The 16,838-nt window shown below is 69.7% G+C and carries 14 protein-coding genes; 8 read left to right on the top strand and 6 right to left on the bottom strand.

What is annotated here, in order from left to right; all coding sequences use genetic code 11:
- Positions 1-16: 16 nt before the first annotated feature.
- Positions 17-772, bottom strand: a complete 756-nt coding sequence (locus tag MRBLWS13_RS11595; protein ID WP_349425529.1) for a PIG-L deacetylase family protein — start codon at positions 770-772, stop codon at positions 17-19.
- Between the two features lie 146 nt (positions 773-918).
- On the opposite strand from MRBLWS13_RS11595, the gene MRBLWS13_RS11590 reads away from it, so the two are divergent.
- Both MRBLWS13_RS11590 and MRBLWS13_RS11585 read left to right on the top strand, forming a co-directional pair.
- Complete coding sequence (locus MRBLWS13_RS11590) at positions 919-2,325, top strand: aminomethyl transferase family protein (RefSeq protein ID WP_349425528.1); 1,407 nt, start codon at positions 919-921, stop codon at positions 2,323-2,325.
- 110 nt (positions 2,326-2,435) lie between these two features.
- The gene (locus tag MRBLWS13_RS11585) at positions 2,436-3,296 is read left to right on the top strand and encodes an IclR family transcriptional regulator (RefSeq protein ID WP_349425527.1); all 861 of its coding nucleotides are present in this window, start codon (positions 2,436-2,438) and stop codon (positions 3,294-3,296) included.
- Between the two features lie 69 nt (positions 3,297-3,365).
- Here MRBLWS13_RS11585 and MRBLWS13_RS11580 read toward each other — a convergent pair whose 3' ends face one another.
- The 4 genes from MRBLWS13_RS11580 to MRBLWS13_RS11565 all read right to left on the bottom strand — a co-directional run bounded on the left by MRBLWS13_RS11580 (position 3,366) and on the right by MRBLWS13_RS11565 (position 8,552).
- Positions 3,366-4,988 carry a tannase/feruloyl esterase family alpha/beta hydrolase gene (locus MRBLWS13_RS11580; RefSeq protein WP_349425526.1) on the bottom strand — a complete coding sequence of 541 codons (1,623 nt, stop codon included), beginning with the start codon at positions 4,986-4,988 and terminating at the stop codon, positions 3,366-3,368.
- A gap of 155 nt (positions 4,989-5,143) precedes the next feature.
- Positions 5,144-5,923 (bottom strand): DUF1932 domain-containing protein, encoded by a 780-nt coding sequence (locus MRBLWS13_RS11575; protein ID WP_349425525.1) that lies wholly within the window; start codon positions 5,921-5,923, stop codon positions 5,144-5,146.
- 11 nt (positions 5,924-5,934) lie between these two features.
- The gene (locus MRBLWS13_RS11570; RefSeq protein WP_349425524.1) at positions 5,935-6,864 is read right to left on the bottom strand and encodes an IclR family transcriptional regulator; all 930 of its coding nucleotides are present in this window, start codon (positions 6,862-6,864) and stop codon (positions 5,935-5,937) included.
- 320 nt (positions 6,865-7,184) lie between these two features.
- Positions 7,185-8,552 carry an aminomethyl transferase family protein gene (locus MRBLWS13_RS11565; protein ID WP_349425523.1) on the bottom strand — a complete coding sequence of 456 codons (1,368 nt, stop codon included), beginning with the start codon at positions 8,550-8,552 and terminating at the stop codon, positions 7,185-7,187.
- Between the two features lie 226 nt (positions 8,553-8,778).
- Here MRBLWS13_RS11565 and MRBLWS13_RS11560 point away from each other — a divergent pair, with 226 nt between their 5' ends.
- Genes MRBLWS13_RS11560 through MRBLWS13_RS11540 form a run of 5 tightly spaced genes read left to right on the top strand, consistent with a single transcriptional unit; the run spans position 8,779 to position 13,608 of the window.
- Positions 8,779-9,591, top strand: coding sequence for an ABC transporter ATP-binding protein (locus tag MRBLWS13_RS11560; RefSeq protein ID WP_349425522.1), 813 nt, complete (start codon positions 8,779-8,781; stop codon positions 9,589-9,591).
- Complete coding sequence (locus MRBLWS13_RS11555) at positions 9,578-10,288, top strand: ABC transporter ATP-binding protein (RefSeq protein WP_349425521.1); 711 nt, start codon at positions 9,578-9,580, stop codon at positions 10,286-10,288. Before MRBLWS13_RS11560 ends, MRBLWS13_RS11555 begins: the two co-directional genes overlap by 14 nt.
- Before the next feature lies 1 nt (position 10,289).
- Positions 10,290-11,171: a branched-chain amino acid ABC transporter permease gene (locus MRBLWS13_RS11550; protein ID WP_349425520.1), complete on the top strand. Its 882-nt coding sequence runs from the start codon at positions 10,290-10,292 to the stop codon at positions 11,169-11,171.
- Positions 11,171-12,316 carry a branched-chain amino acid ABC transporter permease gene (locus MRBLWS13_RS11545; protein ID WP_349425519.1) on the top strand — a complete coding sequence of 382 codons (1,146 nt, stop codon included), beginning with the start codon at positions 11,171-11,173 and terminating at the stop codon, positions 12,314-12,316. The genes MRBLWS13_RS11550 and MRBLWS13_RS11545 overlap by 1 nt, the downstream gene beginning before the upstream one ends.
- A gap of 20 nt (positions 12,317-12,336) precedes the next feature.
- Positions 12,337-13,608 (top strand): ABC transporter substrate-binding protein, encoded by a 1,272-nt coding sequence (locus tag MRBLWS13_RS11540; protein ID WP_349425518.1) that lies wholly within the window; start codon positions 12,337-12,339, stop codon positions 13,606-13,608.
- 184 nt (positions 13,609-13,792) lie between these two features.
- Here the strand turns inward: MRBLWS13_RS11540 and MRBLWS13_RS11535 are convergent, their stop codons facing one another.
- The gene (locus tag MRBLWS13_RS11535; protein ID WP_349425517.1) at positions 13,793-14,452 is read right to left on the bottom strand and encodes a GntR family transcriptional regulator; all 660 of its coding nucleotides are present in this window, start codon (positions 14,450-14,452) and stop codon (positions 13,793-13,795) included.
- Between the two features lie 301 nt (positions 14,453-14,753).
- Between MRBLWS13_RS11535 and MRBLWS13_RS11530 the strand changes: the two genes are divergently transcribed.
- Positions 14,754-16,250, top strand: coding sequence for an aldehyde dehydrogenase family protein (locus tag MRBLWS13_RS11530; protein WP_349425516.1), 1,497 nt, complete (start codon positions 14,754-14,756; stop codon positions 16,248-16,250).
- The last annotated feature ends 588 nt before the right edge of the window (positions 16,251-16,838 follow it).

Genomic DNA, 16,838 nt, shown 5'->3' with positions numbered 1-16,838 from the left:
GACAAGGTCCATCCGCTCATGACAGCACCTGGGTGACCTGCGGGAAGTGCCGCATGTAGGCCTCGCCCATCGTGTCGTGGGGCAGGCCCAGGTTCGGGCCGGCGTTGCGCTTGAGCTGCACGCCGCGGCGGGTCGCGAGGTCGGTGTAGTACCACCACATGTGCTTCTGGGCGGGCAGGCACTCCATCGCCGCGCGCTTGCGCGGGAACGCCTCGGTGATGTCGAGCAGGACGTTCGGGGTGAAATCGCACTGCTCGGGCTGGTGCGGCTCGAAGAAGAAGACGGGCGGGGCACCGATGATGTCGTCCTTCGAGGGGTAGCTGCCGTCGGAGTTCGCCACGCCGATCGCCTGCGCCAGCACGCGGGCGTCGAGCGCCATGCGCGCAGCCGCGGGGTGGTCGCCGTTGTACGGGTCGCGGAGCGTGTGCGTCAGCACCACCGTGGGCTGCACCCGCCGGTACAGGTCGACCAGGCGCGCGACGGCCTCGCGCGACTCGACGAGCGGGTAGTCGCCCAGGTCGAGGAATTCGATCTCGGCTCCGAGAGCGGATGCCGCGGCCTCGGCCTCGTCGCGGCGGATGCGCTTGATCTCGTCCAGCGACTTGCCGTCGAGCCACTGGCTGGCCGACTCGCCCCGCTCGCCGTACGACAGGCAGGCGACCACCGCGCGCTCGCCGCGGAGGGCCGCGGCGGCGATCGCGCCGCCTGCCCGCCAGACGAAGTCGCCGGCGTGGGCGCTGACGACGAGGAGCGTGTCGGCAGTGTCTGTCATGGGGCCAGCGAATCACACCCATGGCGAAATGGTCAACAAATTGTCTACAATTGTGGCGACCAAATACCTCTGGACGTAGGTATAGCGGACACGTAGCATCGCGCTCAGGTCACCCCGGAACACTGGACGAGGAAGTCGAGGAACTCATGGCGAGCAATCTGCAGGAGCTCATGGAGCAACGGGGGAGCGTGGTCGACATGCTGCGGAACTCGCAGCTCGGCACCTACATCTACCCCGTCGTTCCTGCGGAGTTCACGAACTGGCGCCGCGAGCAGAGGGCCTGGCGCGAGACGGCGGTGCTCTACGACCAGACGCACCACATGGTGAACTTCTTCATGACCGGCCCCGACGCGCTGAAGCTGCTGTCGGACACCGGCATCAACTCGTTCGCGAACTTCCCGGTGAACACCGCCAAGCAGTTCGTGCCGACCTCGTCGACCGGCGGGGTGATCGGCGACGGCATCCTGTTCCACCTCGCCGAGGACGAATACGTCTATGTGGGCCGCGCGCCCGGCGCCAACTGGCTGCAGTTCCACGCCGAGACCGGCGGCTACGACGTCGAGACCCGCTACGACGACCGCTCGCCGTCGCGGCCGTACGGCGAGGCGGTGACGCGGGAGTTCTATCGCTTCCAGATCCAGGGCCCGAACGCCTGGCCGATCATCGAGAAGCTGGCGGGCCGCGAGGTCGAGCAGGTGCGGTTCTTCCACATGGGTGAGCTCGAGATCGCCGGGGAGCACGTGCGCACGCTCCGGCACGGCATGGCCGGAGCCCCCGGCCTCGAGATCTGGGGGCCGTACGCGCAGCACGGGAGGATCCGGGATGCCGTGCTCGAGGCGGGGCGCGAGTTCGGGCTCGAGCCGTGCGGCTCTCGCGCGTACTCGTCGAACACCCTCGAGTCGGGGTGGATCCCGTCGCCGCTTCCCGCGATCTACACCGGCGGAGACATCGAGCGGCGCTACCGCGAGTGGCTGCCGGCGAGCAGCTACGAGGCGATCAACGCCCTCGCCGGATCGTTCGTGTCGGACGACATCGAGGACTACTACCTGAACCCGTGGGACCTCGGCTACGGCTCGTTCGTGAAGTTCGACCACGACTTCATCGGCCGCGAGGCCCTCGAGCAGGTCGATCCCGAGGCGCAGCGCAAGAAGGTCACGCTCGCGTGGAACGACGAGGACCTCGGCCGCATCCTCACCAGCGTGCTCGACCGCGAGGGGCCGGGATACCAGTTCTTCGACCTGCCCAACGCGAACTACGGCTCGTCCAACTACGACGCCGTGATCGACGCGGACGGGAGCACCGTGGGGCTGTCGCTCTTCACCGGCATCACCGCCAACGAGAAGCGCGGCCTGTCGCTGGCGACGGTCGACAGAGACGTGCCGATCGGCGCAGAGGTGCGCGTGGTGTGGGGCGAACCCGACGGTGGCTCGGGCAAGACCACGGTCGAGCCGCACGAGCAGATCGCGGTGCGCGCCGTGGTCAGCCCGGTGCCGTACGCCGAGACCGTGCGGCAGGAGTACCACGGCGGCTGGCGCACCGCCGGAGCGGCCTAGCCTGCGGCGCCGGTGCGCGGCGCCGGTGCCGGGCGCGTCGACAGGCTCGATGACCAGGCTGAGCGGCCGGTGGGCCCGGCATCCGTCCCCCGATCCGAAGGAGGTTCGACGTGGCACGCGGCTCGGACGGTGAGTCCGTCTTGCACAAGCACCTGCGGGTGCTGCAGGCGTTCGACGTGCTGCGCCCGTTCCTCACGCTGACCGAGATCGTCGAGACGACCGGCCTCGCCGTGTCGACCACCCACCGTCTCGTCGCCGAGCTCGAGCGGGAGGGCCTGCTCGAACGGATGCCGGACCGCTCGTACCGGCTCGGCATCCGGCTGTGGGAGTTCGCGTCGCGGACCCCCGGCGCCCTCGGGCTTCGGGAGCTCGCGCGGCCGTGGCTCGAGGCCGTGCACGCGCGCGTGCGTCAGCACACGCAGCTCGGGGTGCTGAGCGGGCGGGACGTGCTCTTCATCGAGCGCCTCTCGACCAGGGAGGCGGTCGTCAACGCCACCGTGATCGGCGGCCGCGTGCCGCTGCCGGTCAGCTCGAGCGGCCTGGTGCTGCTCGCCCACTCCGAGCCGGGCGTCGTGGCGGACGTGATCGCGGCCGGCTGGCCGGCGTACACGTCGGCGACCATCCGCACCGGGGAGGAGCTGCGCGCACGGCTGCGCCGGGTGCGGGCGGACGGGTTCGCCGTCACCGACGGGCACATTCACCGCGAATCGCGGGGCATCGCGGTGCCGATCCTCGATGCGCACGGTCTGGTGCACGCGTCGCTGGGCGTCGTCGTGCCCAACGACCGCACCTCGCCGCAGGCGGCGGTCGAGCTCCTCACCGTGGCGGCCGCAGGCATCTCGCGTGCGCTCGAGGCGGCGGGCGGCGCGGGTGCGTACGGCATGCGCACGCTCGCGAGCACCTCACGGAGGTCGCTGGACTACTTCTCGTCGCTCGACGCGCACACGCTGCCGGCCGCGTCCGCCGGCTGATCGGCACGAGCGAAGGCCCCGGGGCGAACCCCGGGGCCTTCGCAGGTCACGACGAGACGGCTCGCGCGATCATCCCGTCACGCAGGAGTACGAGCTCGCGTCGTCGATCGATCCGGAGCCCGAGTACTGCGGCCACGCCGGGTACTCGCACATCGGGCGCGCGCGATCGGCGCCTGCGTTGCCGTCGCTGGCGACGAGGCCGGACGGGGCGACGCCCTGCTCGACCCAGTCGACGATCGCGTCGAGGCCGTCGTACTGCGCCACGAATCGACCCTGGCCGTGGCCCCAGCCGGGCACCATGTAGAACTGCGCGAACGAGTCGAGGCGCTTGCCGAACTCGTCCTGGAGTGCCTCCCAGTACTGCACGGTGTTGTGCGGCGTGATGAAGTCGTCGATGGTGCCGTGCGTCAGGATGATCTTGCCCCCGTGTGCGCGGAACTGGTTCAGCGAGACATCCGTCACGTCCATGATCTCGCCGACCTCCTGCACCCGCTCGGCGTAGTCCAGCGGATCGACCGTGTACGGGTCGAACCCGGGGGGATCACCCGCGACGCCGTGCCGCATCGTGGCCTCGAACACGGCGAATTGCAGGCCCTGCGCCTGCGCGCTGGTGCCGAAGCCCGCGAAGCCTTGGTACAGGGCCCCTTCGAGGAGTGCGCTCTTCGCGAAGATCGAGTTGCCCTCGATGTCGATGCCCAGGTCGTAGTCGGTGCTGATCTTCACCGCGGCCGCGATCTCGACATCCGAGAGGCAGGTGTCGACGGTGGCGGCATCCACCCCTGTCGGGCAGGCGAGGGACTGGATGTCGAACGCCGCGTCGCAGCCGGAGACGTTGCTGACGATCCCGTCCACGGCCCCGTCCAGCCCGTCGCAGGTCGCGTAGACCGCGTTCGTGATCGTCGCCGTCTCGGCGGAGTTGAGGTGCCCGGTGCCGCCCTCGAGCTGCAGCGCGTCGCGGAAGTTGACCGCGCCCACGTGCATCATCGTGACGTTGTAGGCCGGGTAGTTCGCGATGACGCCGTCGTAGTCCTTCGGGTAGCGCGCCGCCGCGTCGAGGGCCTCGTGCCCGCCCTGTGAGCCGCCGATGAAGTACGACCAGTCGGCGTCCATGCCGTAGGCCGCCTCGATGACCACCGCGGCCGCATCATGCGCCTTCTTGACCGACCACTGCCCGTAGTTGAGGAACAACTCCTCGTCGAGCTGGAAGGTGCCGTCGAACCCGGGTGCGCCCTGGTGGCCGCCGTCGGAGCCGAGGGTGACCCAGCCCTGCGACAGCGCGGTCGGGGTTCCGGTCGGCTGGGCGGTGTAGGCGCCGGTCGCGGTGACCAGGGATCCGTCGAACCCGCCGCCGCCGAACTGCAGCGTGCGCTCGTTCCAGAGGGCGGGGAGGTTCACCTGGAACTGCATGTCCTGCGGTGCCGAGACCGCGCGGATCCAGCCGGTGACCGCGCAGAAGCTGCCGGCGGCATCCCACACCGCCGTCTCGACGTCGGCGCCGTTCGTCGGCAGGCCGATGTCCTTCGCGGAGATCGTGAGGCCGGCGAGAGACGTGCACTCGGATGCCGTGAGGGTGGGCGATCCGGCGTGGGGACCGCCGGGGGCTGCCGTGGCCGACGAGACGCCGGCCGTGAGGACGAGAGCTGCGGCGACGGCCAGCGACACCGCTGACAGCCGCCTGAACGTGGATTTCATCGACGCTCCTTCGCGTTGTGAACCGCAGCCGCCGTGGGGTCGGCGCCGTGCGTGTGCGGCGACGATGACATGCGCTCGCACCGGCGGCAACGGCACTTCCGTCCAATGCGCTTCGCCGTTGTGCCGGGCGAGCGATGCGGGTATCGTGCCGCGCTTCAGTCGTGATCGCGCTCGGCGGCGAGCCGCTCGAACCACGCGAGCGTCGCGCGCGTCATGTCGGCGGGCTGTCCCGACGACTGGAGGGCCGCCAGGGCCGCGCGCACCTCGTGCTCGCGGCGCACGGCGTGCAGGGTCGAGCCGTCGACGAGCCGATCGACGAGCGCGGCGCCGTCGGGACCCAGCTCGTCCGCCATCTGCGCGCGCAGCCACTCCTCGGCTCCGGCGGCGCGCGCGGCGCCGAGTCCCTCGAGCACGAGCGCCGCCAGCCCCTTCATGAACACGCTCCGCAGCAGCCGCAGGCGCGCCGCCTCGCCCGCGTCGCCGTCGATGACCTCGACGGGCACCTCGAACGGACCGACGCGCTCGGCGAACTGGCGGGCTCCGGTCCCGCTCGCGAGGAGCGGCGTCCGGTGCCCGGCGCGCACCACAGGCGCGAGCACCGCGACATCGGCCATCGCGAGCCCGTGGTCGGCGGCGAGGCGGGCGATGCGCTGCTTGAGGTCGGGGGCGGCGGTGTTGAGATCGGCGTAGACGGCCCCCGCGGCGATGTGCGGCAGCGCCTCGCGGGCGACGGATGCCGCGGCATGCCCGGTGACGAGGCTCAGCGCCACGTCTGCCCCGGTGACGGCGTCGGCCAGCGTCGCGAACTGCGGCACGTCGGGGTCGCCGAGGTCGTGGGCGGGGTCGAAGGCGCGGACGTCGGCCCCGGCATCCGCCAGGCCGCGGGCGTAACGACGGCCGGCTTCGCCGAGGCCGAGGATCGCGATCGTCGTCATGGCCGCCAACCCTAGAGCACCGGCGCAGACCCGAGGCCTGCACCGGCGGCGGGGTCGGAGATGCCCGCGGCTGCCGCCGCGCCGGCGTCGTGCGGGTCGGTGTCGAGGCTCTCGAGGTACTCGAGCGAGCGGCGCGATCCGCTCACGAGCGAGCGGATGCCGTGGGTCCGCTCGTCGACGTCGGGCCGGTACGCGGCAGCGAGTTCCCGAGCGATGCCGGTGGCGGCGCGGCGCAGCAGCTCGGCGTACCCGTGGGTCGAGGCGCCGTCGTTGGGGACCACCACGCCGATGGCGGCGTACACGCTGCCGCCCGGTCCGGTCACGGGCACCGCGATGCCGCGCGACTCGGCGTGGATCGCCCCCTCCGTCACGGCGTACCCGTCCTCGCGCACACGTCGCAGCTGGGCGCGCAGCTCGGCGCCCGTGCGGATGGTGCGCGGCGTGTACGGACGCAGCCCGCGCGCGATCACGTCGTTCACGAGGGCGCTGTCGGCGTAGGCGAGCAGCGCGAGACCGCTGGACGACGCGTGCAGCGGGATGCGGCCGCCGATGAGCGTCGCGTTCACGACGGCCTCGCGGGTCGACATCCGGTCGATGAACAGCACGTCGCGCCCGCTCAGCACCCCCAGCTGGGCGTGCTGTCGCACCCGTTCGTGCACGGCGCCCAGCCAGGGCCGGGCGATCTCGCGGAGACCGACGGCGCCCGGCGTGCGGCTGGCGAACTCCCACAGCCGCACGCCGAGGCGGTACGTGCGGTCGGGCAGCCGCTCGAGCAGCCCCTCGCGCTCGAGCTCGGCGATCAGGCGGTGCGCGCTCGAGCGGGGCACGCCCGCGGCGTCCGCGATCTCACTGAGCGTGAGGAACGGATGCCACGCGTCGAAGCTCTCGAGCACGCGCAGGTGGCGGTGCAGGACCGACTCGCCCGCAGATCCTCGTGCCACGGCATCCTCCTCGATGACGCCGCCATCGTAACCCCGCCTGCGCCGGGGGTTCCGTTGAGCGGAAGCCCGGGGCGTTTCGTCTCGCTCGTTCTTCGCTCGCTCAACGACCGGGGGTGGGGCGTTTCGTCTCGCTCGTTCCTCGCTCGCTCAACGGCCGGGGTGGGGCGTTTCGTCTCGCTCGTTCTTCGCTCGCTCAACGACCGGGGGTGGGGCGTTTCGTCCGCTCGTTCCTCGCTCGCTCAACGACCGGATCACGCCGCCCAACGACCGGGACCCGGTCGTTGAGCGAGCGAAGCGAGTCGAAACGCGCCGAACGCGGCTCAGGCGTTCGCGCGGTACACCGTCCGGGCGTAGTCGTGGTACGGCGCGGGGGCGACGGTCGCGCGGATCCGCACCTGGCGGTGGTCGGCGTCGACCGAGTCCTTGTGCGAGATGGGGTCCTCGCCCCACACCACCTCGACCTCATCGCCGTCGCGGAGCCCCACGTCCAGGGTGGCCAGCGACATGTAGAGCTGGTCGTACGCGACGTATCCGGCATCCGTCGAGATCCCCACGCGCTCGCCGTCCTTCAGGATCTCGTCCATCTGGTAGAGCCCGTATCGGGCCTTCGGGAAGTCGAGGTACTTGGCGGGCGTGCCCGGCTCGACCTGCGAGCGCACGACCGCCGCAACGTCGTCGGCGTTCCAGATCAGCGTGACTTTGCGGCGTCGCTGGTTCTCGGCGTGCTTCTCGAGCGCCTCGCGTCCGTGGTAGTCGTGGTCGAAGCGCACCGAGCGCCCGAGCCCGATGTCGAACGGCGTCAGGTAGAAGTCGTGGACGTCGCTCGAGTACAGCGAGCCGGCGACGGAGCCGATGCGCGCGGCGGGGAGCCACGCGCGGTACTCGGCGAAGTCCTCGTCGAAGACGGCGGGGAAGGGCGTCGGCACCCAGCCGGACTCCAGCGGCGACGACGAGTACGCCTTGGCTCCGACGCGGCGGATGTCGTGCTCGGCGCCCGCCTCCATGAGCGCGTTCAGGACGATCTCGTTGTCCTCCCACGGTCCGTAGAACTCGAACCCGGGCTGGCCCGCCATGCCGTGGCGGAGCGCCTTGACCGGCCGCCCCGCGATGGTGACGTCGCCGATGTGGAAGAACTTGATCTCGGGCGCCGGCCCGCCGAACACCTTCTCCATGACGAGGTCGGCGTGGGGCCCCTGCAGCTCGTAGCGGTAGAACGTCGGCGGTCCCTGGCGCATGTGCGAGTTGGCCTCGAGGCGGTATCGCACGTCCTTGCCGGCATCCTGAGCCTTCTCGACGTTGAACCGCACCCAGTCGATGAGGATGTGGTGCCCGATGAGCACCAGCCCTTCGGGGCCCTCGGAGTTGTAGAACAGGATGCCGTCGCCGATGAGGTAGCCGTCCCGGTTCACCGAGATCAGCTGCTTCGCGACGCCGGGACGGAACGTCGCGAACGTGTTGGGCGAGATCGAGCTCAGCAGCGGGATGAGGTCGGCGCCGTCGAGGAACAGCTGCGTCATGTGGTGCGACTGGTCCATGAGCGCGACCGACGTGTTCCAGGCCCGCTGCTCGTCGCGCCAGTTCGTGAACTCCGGTGCTACCGGGAATGTGAATGCCGGCCAGTTCTGGTTGCGCAGCAGTTCCACCGCGCTGCCTGCGCGATCGATCGCCTGGGCGAGTGTCTCGGTCATCGTCGACCCTCCTTTGTTTGTTGCGGAAGCTGCGGTCAGCGTAGGAGCTCCTTCTGGTGGCTCGTCCGCGCTGTTCCGTTGAACGGAATCGGATGCCGCATCCCCCGGTCGGGCGGGCCAGCATCGAATCGCAGGGTCACGGTTGCGAAACTTCACACCAAAATCGTTGACAATCTTTCCGGGGATCCGTAGCTTTCCCAGCAGGGGGAGGACTCGAGTCCCCTTGATGACCACACGCGATGACGCGAAAGGTGGAGCCATGGGCGCTCGGCTCGCAGTCCGCGACGTCAGCCTTCATTTCGGCGGCGTCAAGGTGCTCGAGGACGTGAGCTTCACCGTGGAGCCGGGTCAGATCTTCGGCCTGGTCGGTCCCAACGGCGCCGGCAAGACGTCGCTCTTCAACTGCGTGAGCGGTCACTACCGGCCGAGCGCCGGCTCCATCACGATCGATGACGTCGAGGTCGTCGGGTCGTCCCCGGCCACGCTCGCGCGGAAGGGGCTGGCGCGGACGTTCCAGCATCCTGCGCTCCAGCTGCGCGAGACCGTGCTCGAGAACGTGCTCCTCGGCGCCCATACGCGCCTTCCCGGCGGTCCGGTGGAGTGGTCCCTGCGGCTGCCGCGCACGGTGCGCGCCGAGAAGGCGCTGCGGCAGGAGGCGCTCGACCTCCTGGAGCGCAACGGCCTTGGGTGGGCCGCCCAGATGCGGGCCGACGAGCTGTCGCACGGACTGCACAAGGGCATCGAGCTCTGCCGCGCGCTGCTCACCCACCCCGGCCTCCTCCTCCTCGACGAACCGGCGGCAGGGCTCCCGCACGCCGAGGTGGAGCAGCTCATCGAGACGGTGCGGCGGGTGCGCGACGAGGACATCACGGTGGTGATCGTCGAGCACAACATGGGGCTCATCTCGGCGCTCACCGACCGCGTCGTGGTGCTCGATCACGGCCGCAAGCTGATGGAGGGCTCGGCCGCGGAGGCGCAGGCCGACCCCCGCGTCATCGAGGCCTACATCGGGAAGGACGCGGTCGATGACGCTGCTTGAACTGGCCGACGTGCGCGCGTTCTACGGCCGCGTCCAGGTGCTCGAGGGCGTCTCGCTGGTGGTCCCCGACGGGGGCGCGGTCGGCATCCTCGGCGCGAACGGCGCCGGAAAGACCACGACGCTGCGCGCGATCTCGGGCACCGTGCGCTCGACGGGCACGATCCGCTTCGACGGCAAGGATCTGCGGGGACTGCGTCCCGACCAGGTCGCCGCACGTGGGATCGCGCACGTGCCGGAGGGGCGCGGCACGCTCGGCAACCTGACGGTGCGGGAGAACCTCAGGGTCGGCGCCTACAAGCGCAAGGACCGCAAGGGCATCGCGTCGGACATGGACTACTGCCTCGACCTGTTCCCGCAGCTGCAGGACCGGATCCGCTCCAACGGCTCGGCGCTCTCGGGCGGCGAGCAGCAGATGCTCGCGATCGCCCGCGCCATCATGTCGAAGCCGCGTTTGCTGCTGCTGGACGAGGCATCACTCGGTCTCGCTCCCGGCACCGCGAAGAGCGTGTACCAGGCGATCGGCCGGTTGCGCAGCGAATCGGGCATCGCGATGCTCGTGGTCGAGCAGAACGCCAACCTCGCCTTCACCCTCGTCGACAGCGCCACGGTGCTCGAGACAGGGCGCAACGCCCTCACCGGCTCGTCGGCGGAGCTCAAGGGCATGGACGAGATCCGCCGCGCGTACCTGGGAGGCTGACGTGGGCACGTTCATCCAGCTCGTCATCGACGGCCTCTCGACCGGCTCGATCTACGCCGCGCTCGCGCTCGCGATCGTGCTGGTGAACCAGGCGACCGGGCTCATCAACTTCGCGCAAGGCGGCATGGCGGTGCTGTCCGCCTACATCGCGTGGGCGCTGAACGGCCTCGGCATCCCGCTCCTGCTCGCGATCCTCGCAGCGGTCGTCATCTCATTCTTCCTCGGAGCCGTCATCGAGCGGTATCTCATCCGGCGCTTCGAGCGCGGCGACCCCGACACCGCCGTCGTCGTGACGATCGGCCTGCTCACCTTGATCACGGGGTTCTGCGCCTGGATCTGGACGTACAACAACCGGCTGTTCCCCTCGCTGTTCCCGCTGGAGACCATCCAGATCGCGGGGGCGGTGATCAGCGTCCGCTCGCTCGGCACCTTCATCGTGATCGTCGCATGCATGCTGCTGCTGCAGGCGCTGTTCCTGGGCACCAAGCTCGGTCTCGCGCTACGCGCAGTCGCGATCAATCCCGCGTCCGCCGCGTTCTCCGGCGTGAACGTCGGCCGCAACCTCATGATCGGCTGGGGGCTGGCGGCCGTCCTCGGCGCGGTCGCCGGCGTGCTCGTGGCACCGCAGCTGACCCTCACACCCGGGATGATGGACTCCGCCCTCGTCTACGCGCTCGCCGCGTGCATCCTCGGCGGCCTGTCGAGCCCCATAGGCGTCGTGGTGGCCGCGTGGCTCATCGGCGTGCTCGAGAACCTCGCCGCCGTCTACGTGCCGTTCATCGGTCACGACCTGAAGATCGCGGTGCCCTTCATCCTCATCTTCGTCGTGCTCTTCCTGCGGCCACAGGGCCTATTCGGACGGAAAGCGGTGGTGCGCGTCTGATGGCTGCGAACACGGACCTCTCCAACCGGTCGCCCCTCCTCGAGCGCCCCTGGGTGCGCTGGGCCGTCATCGGCCTCGTCATCGTGCTGATGATCGTGCTGCCGCTGATGCTCCCGGAGTTCGCCAACCAGACGATCGCCCGTATCGGCGTCTTCGCCGTCGCCGTCCTGGGCCTCAACGTCGTGATGGGCTACACCGGCCAGGTCTCGCTCGGCCAGATCTTCTTCGTCGGCGTCGGCGCCTACGTCACGGCGTTCGGCGTCAATGCCGACTGGAACGTCGTGCTCGTCTTCGTGCTCGCGTGCCTCGTCCCCGCGGTCATCGGCCTGGTCATCGCCCTCGCCGCCGCGCGTCTCGGCGGACTCGCCATCGCGATGGTCACGATCGCGCTGCCGATCATCGGCGTGCCCCTCGCCAAGCGCCTGTCGGACTTCACGGGCGGCTCGCAGGGCACCTCCGCCCGCTTCTCGGGCGCACCGGAGTGGACCGGCCTGTACGACGACCAGTGGCAGCTCTACATCGTCTTCCTCATCGGCGGCATCACCTTCATGCTCACGCGCAACCTCGTGCGGGGCAAGTACGGCAGAGCCTTCGCGATCGTGAAGGGGAACGAGGCGGTCGCCGGGTCGCTGGGCGTGTCGCCGTACCGCTTCAAGGTGCTCGCGTTCACGATCGCATCCCTGATCGGCGGCGTGAGCGGCTTCCTCTACATGGTCGTCATCCAGTACACCTCGCCCGAGACTCTGCACTTCGGCCACTCCATCGAGCTGCTCGCGTCGATGGTGATCGGCGGCGCCGGCAGCATCCTCGGCTCCCTCCTCGGGGGCGTCTGGTACGTGCTGCTGCCGCAGGTCACCAACCTGATCGACCCGAATATCACCGCCATGCTGCAAGGCGCCATCCTCCTGGTGGTGCTGTTCATCCTGCCCGGCGGGCTGGTCTCGCTGCCGAGCCTGTGGCGGCGACGCGGGCGCGACGCCGGCTCCGGTCGCCCGGGCGGACCGGTCGGGGGTGCCATGAAAGCGGATGCCGCGGCATCCGTCGCCGGAAGCTCCACCGTCGGCGACGCACTGGGCGCCCCTTCGACGCCATCACCACCACCACCTACGACGCAATCACCACCACCATCTACGACGCAGTCGTAACACACAGAGAGGCATGACCCATGAGCACGAATCGCAGAAGGATGCGCGTCGCCTCGGTCGTCGCGGGGATCGGCATCGTTGCCGTCCTCGCTGCCGGCTGCGCACGCGGCGGCGGATCGCCGAACGACACCGACGACGGCGGCGCCGCCGAGGCGAGCCCGGGTATCACCGACGACTCGATCACCCTCGGTATCACCACGCCGCTGTCGGGCCCGACCGCCGGACCGGGCACCTGCACGGTCGCCGGCGTCACCGCGTACTTCGGCGCCAGGAACGCCGAGGGCGGAGTCGAGTTCGGCGACGGCAACACCCGCACCGTCGAGATCGAGGCGCTGGACGACGAGTACGACCCGCAGAAGGCCAAGGCCAACTACGACCAGCTCAAGAGCAGCGTCTTCGCGATGACCGCCGGCCTCGGCACGCCCACCAACCGGGCGTGGCTCGACGCGGCGATCGCCGACGAGGTGCCGCAGGTGCTGATCATGACGGGCGACCCGATCTTCAGCAACCAGGAGGAGAGCCCCTGGCAGCTCGGCTTCGTGCCGATCTACCAGAACGAGGGCGAAGCGTTCGGCGAGCTGCTCGCCGGATCGGCCGAAGACCACAAGGTCGCGATCCTGTCGCAGAACGACGACTACGGCGAGGGCTACGTCGAGGGCTTCAAGACCGCCATCGAGGGCGCCGACAACATCGAGGTCGTCAAGGAGCTCACCTACGAGGCCACCGACACCTCGGTCGACGCGCAGCTGACCGAGCTGGCCGGCTCGGGCGCCGACGTGTTCTTCAACGCGATGTCGATCACCCCGCTGGTGATCTCGTCGCTGCAGAAGTCGCAGGAGCTCGGCTGGCTCCCGTCCTGGTTCCTGCCGTCGAACACGTCGAGCCCGAGTGCCATCCTCGAGCCGGGCGGCGCCGCAGCGTTCCCCGGCGTCTACACCGTGGCGTTCGCGCAGTCGGCGGCCGCGCCGACGTTCGCCGAGAGCGAGGAGGGCGCCGCCTTCCTCGAGCAGCTCGCGGAGTACGCGAACTACCCGGACGTGCCGGCGTTCCCGCACTGCGTCTGGTCGTACCAGATCGGGGCGACGCTCGAGGAGGTGTTCGGCAACATGACCGAGCCGACGCGCGAGAACTTCATGGAAGCGCTGCGCGACGTCTCGGGCTTCACGGCGCCGCTCATGCTCGAGGGCTCCACCGTCGACACGACCCAGGACGGACTGCCCGCCGTCTCGACCGTGCAGGTGCAGAAGTACAACGGCAAGGGCTACGCGCCCGCCGAGAGCTGGGACGAGTGACCTGAGGAGTGCGGAGGGGCGGCCGGAGCATCCGGCCGCCCCTTTGCCGTGCGCCGGTGCGTTTCGTCTCGCTTCGCTCGCTCAACGACCGGAAGCGCTACCCCGGTCGTTGAGCGAGCGAGGAACGCGGTCGTTGAGCGAGCTTGCGAGTCGAAACGCAGACACGAAACGCGCCGAGCGCGGCTCACTCCATGCTGTGCAGGACCCTGACGATGCCCGAGAGGTGCGCGCGCGTCGCGGCCTCGGCGGCGTCGGGGTCCTTGGCGAGGATCGCGTCGATGATCGCGATGTGCTCGGGGGCTGACGTCGCGGCGCGGCCGGGGTGGAACGCGAGGCGGAACTGGTGGCGCGCCGACTGGGCGCGCAGGCGCTCGAGCAGCTGCGTGGCGGTGCCGTGGCGGCTGAGGTCGCGGATACGGCGGTCGAGCTCCTGGTTGAGGCGCGAGTACGCCATGAGGTCGCCGGACGCGATCGCCGCTTCGATGTCGGCGCGCAGCGCGCGCAGGCGCTCGGCGTCGGCTGGCGTGAGGTTCTCGGCGGCCTTGCGCGCGCAGAGTGTCTCGAGGCCGATGCGCACCTCGACGATCTCGATCGCCTCGTCGACGGTGATCGCCCGCACGCGCGCGCCGCGGTTGGGCAGGCGTTCGACGAGTCCCTCCCCGGCGAGATTGAGCAGTGCGGTGCGCACCGAGGCTCGCGATGCGCCGTACCGCTCGCTCAGGTCGGCTTCGATGAGGCGCTGATGCGGTGCGAACTGGGCGTCGAGGATCGCCTCGCGGATCACCTGTGTGAGGTCGGGCCGCTCCATCGTCTCGTCGTCGCTGCGCACTGCGGCATCCGTCATCTGGCCATCCCCTTCGGTGCCCTCGTCCGTGCACTGACACTATCTCGCGACGATGGTCCCATCGGGAAGCATTTCATACGAAATCCGCGCGAAAATCGTCGACAATCTTGATTCACGCGTATGCGAGAGGCACGCTGGGAGCAGGTGTCGACGACGCACCCGGCGTCGACCCGCTGACAACCAGAACATCGTGCTTCAGCGATAGCCGGAGCAAGAGTACACAGCCCTGGCGAGAGCCGGAGCAGGGAAGCACGAGCCCCGGTGAGAGCCGGAGCCAAAGGGCACAGAGAGGTGGCGTTCCATGGGCGAGACCGCGATGGGGACATCGGTTCGGACGGGGCTGTACATCGGCGGTGAGGAGCGGTTCACGGAGGACGTGCTGCCGATCCCGGACCCCGGAAGGCCCGGAGTGGTCGTCGGCGAGGCGGCCGCGGCATCCGTCTCCGATGTGAAGGATGCCGTTGCCGCGGCGAAGGCGGCGTTCCCGGCGTGGGCGGCGCTCACGGCTCAGGAGCGCGCCGCGCAGATGGCGGCCGCGATCGCGGGCATCGCGGATGATCGCGACGAGGATGCCGCGATCCTGTCGCAGGAGAACGGCAAGATCCGGATGGAGGCGTGGATCGACGGGCTCGTGTTCGAGATCCGCTGGAACCTCGCCCTGATGCTCGCCGACGAGGTGGATGCCGCCAAGACGCTGCCGCCGGTGCCCGGCGCGATCCCGGTATCGACCGAGGTGTCGTACCAGCCACTGGGCGTCGTGACCGTGATCGTGCCGTTCAACTGGCCCATCGCGATCCTCGGCGCCGCGCTCCCGCACGCGCTGCTGGCCGGCAACACCGCGATCGTGAAGCCACCGCCCTCGGCGCCGCTGGCGACCACGCGGGTCGTGCAGCGGGTCGCCGAGAAGCTGCCGCCGGGCGTGCTGAACGTCGTCACCGGACGCGACCAGGACATGGCCGACCTCATCCAGAACCCCGACGTCGCCAAGGTCTGCTTCACCGGCAGTGTGAACGGCGGCAAGCGGATCATGGAGATGGCGTCCAAGACGCTGACCCGCGTGACGCTCGAGCTGGGCGGCAACGACGCGGCGGTCTTCCTCGACGACGCGATCCTCGACGATGCGCATCTCGACCGGCTCTACGCCGCGATCTACGACACCACCGGGCAGATCTGCATGAACGCCAAGCGCGTCTTCGTCCACCGTTCGCGGATGGACGAGTTGGTCTCGGGACTCGCCGCGCGGCTCGAGAAGGCCACGCTCGGCCACGGCCTCGACGAGGGCGCGACGATGGGCCCGCTGCATCAGCCGGCTCAGAAGGCGTTCGTCGACGAGATCATCCAGGAGGCGAAGGATGCCGGAGCCGACGTCCGCGAGTTCGGCTCCCTGCCGGAGGGTGATTTGGCGGGCGGGAACTTCGTCCGCCCCGCGATCGTCGTCGACCCGGAGCTCGGCCTGCGCGTGGTCACGCAGGAGCAGTTCGGCCCGGTCATCCCGGTGATCCCGTTCGACGACGAGACCGAGGCGGTGCGCCTTGCCAACGACACGTGGGGCGGGCTCTGCGGATCGGTGTGGACGGGCTCGCCCGAGGCTGCGCAGCGCGTGGGCTCGCAGCTCGAGTGCGGCTATGTCTGGGTCAACGACCACGGTGCGACGCGTCTCGACCTGCGGGCGCCGTTCGGCGGCATGAAGCAGTCGGGCTTCGGCCGCGAGCAGGGCATCGAGGGCGTGCGTGCCTTCCAGGACACCCGCTCGATCGCGACCATCGACCCGGAGGTGTTGGCTTCGATGGCCCACTGACGCACTTCGGCAGGCTCAGTGCCCGCAGCCTCGGCCAATGACCGAGCCTGCGGGCACTCGGCTCGGCTTCGGCGCTGATGCTGCGGCCGTGGGAGGAATCTCCCGTTGGAATCCGACCGGTAGGCCCACCTATGTGGGCGGATTCCACGCGGCTGTGCGTTCCCCTCGATGCGCTCGAGTCGGATGGGCGTCGTAGCGTCGTCGCCGGCGCGATGAGCCACCGGCATCCGCGCGCCGCTCGATGCCCTTACGAGGGCCCGATAGGTCCTAACCTTCGTCCCACAATCGGACTGCATGGGGGCGACGCCAACTGTGCCCTTCTCGATCTTCGTTCATCTTGTCGTCGGTGCTTGTGTGCGATGTGGCGGAATACTGGCGGTGGGCTTGACGCATCTATCGGCGGTCACGTTTGTGATCGACCAAAGATAACCGAGCCGACGATACCTGATTGGTGACGTCGCAGTCGGTAGCATGCGATCATGCGGGGCGATGCCTGATGCCTGTGGTACGGCCAACACTGATTGAACTTGTCGACCAAGTAAGCGCACTCGGGTCGCTAGGGCCCTCAATGAGCGACCTCGATGTGGA

Origin of the sequence: Microbacterium sp. LWS13-1.2 (assembly GCF_040144835.1) — a bacterium.
GTDB lineage: Bacteria > Actinomycetota > Actinomycetes > Actinomycetales > Microbacteriaceae > Microbacterium.
The sequence above is the reverse complement of the archived record's forward strand: the minus strand, read 5'-3'. Positions and strand labels throughout refer to the sequence as shown.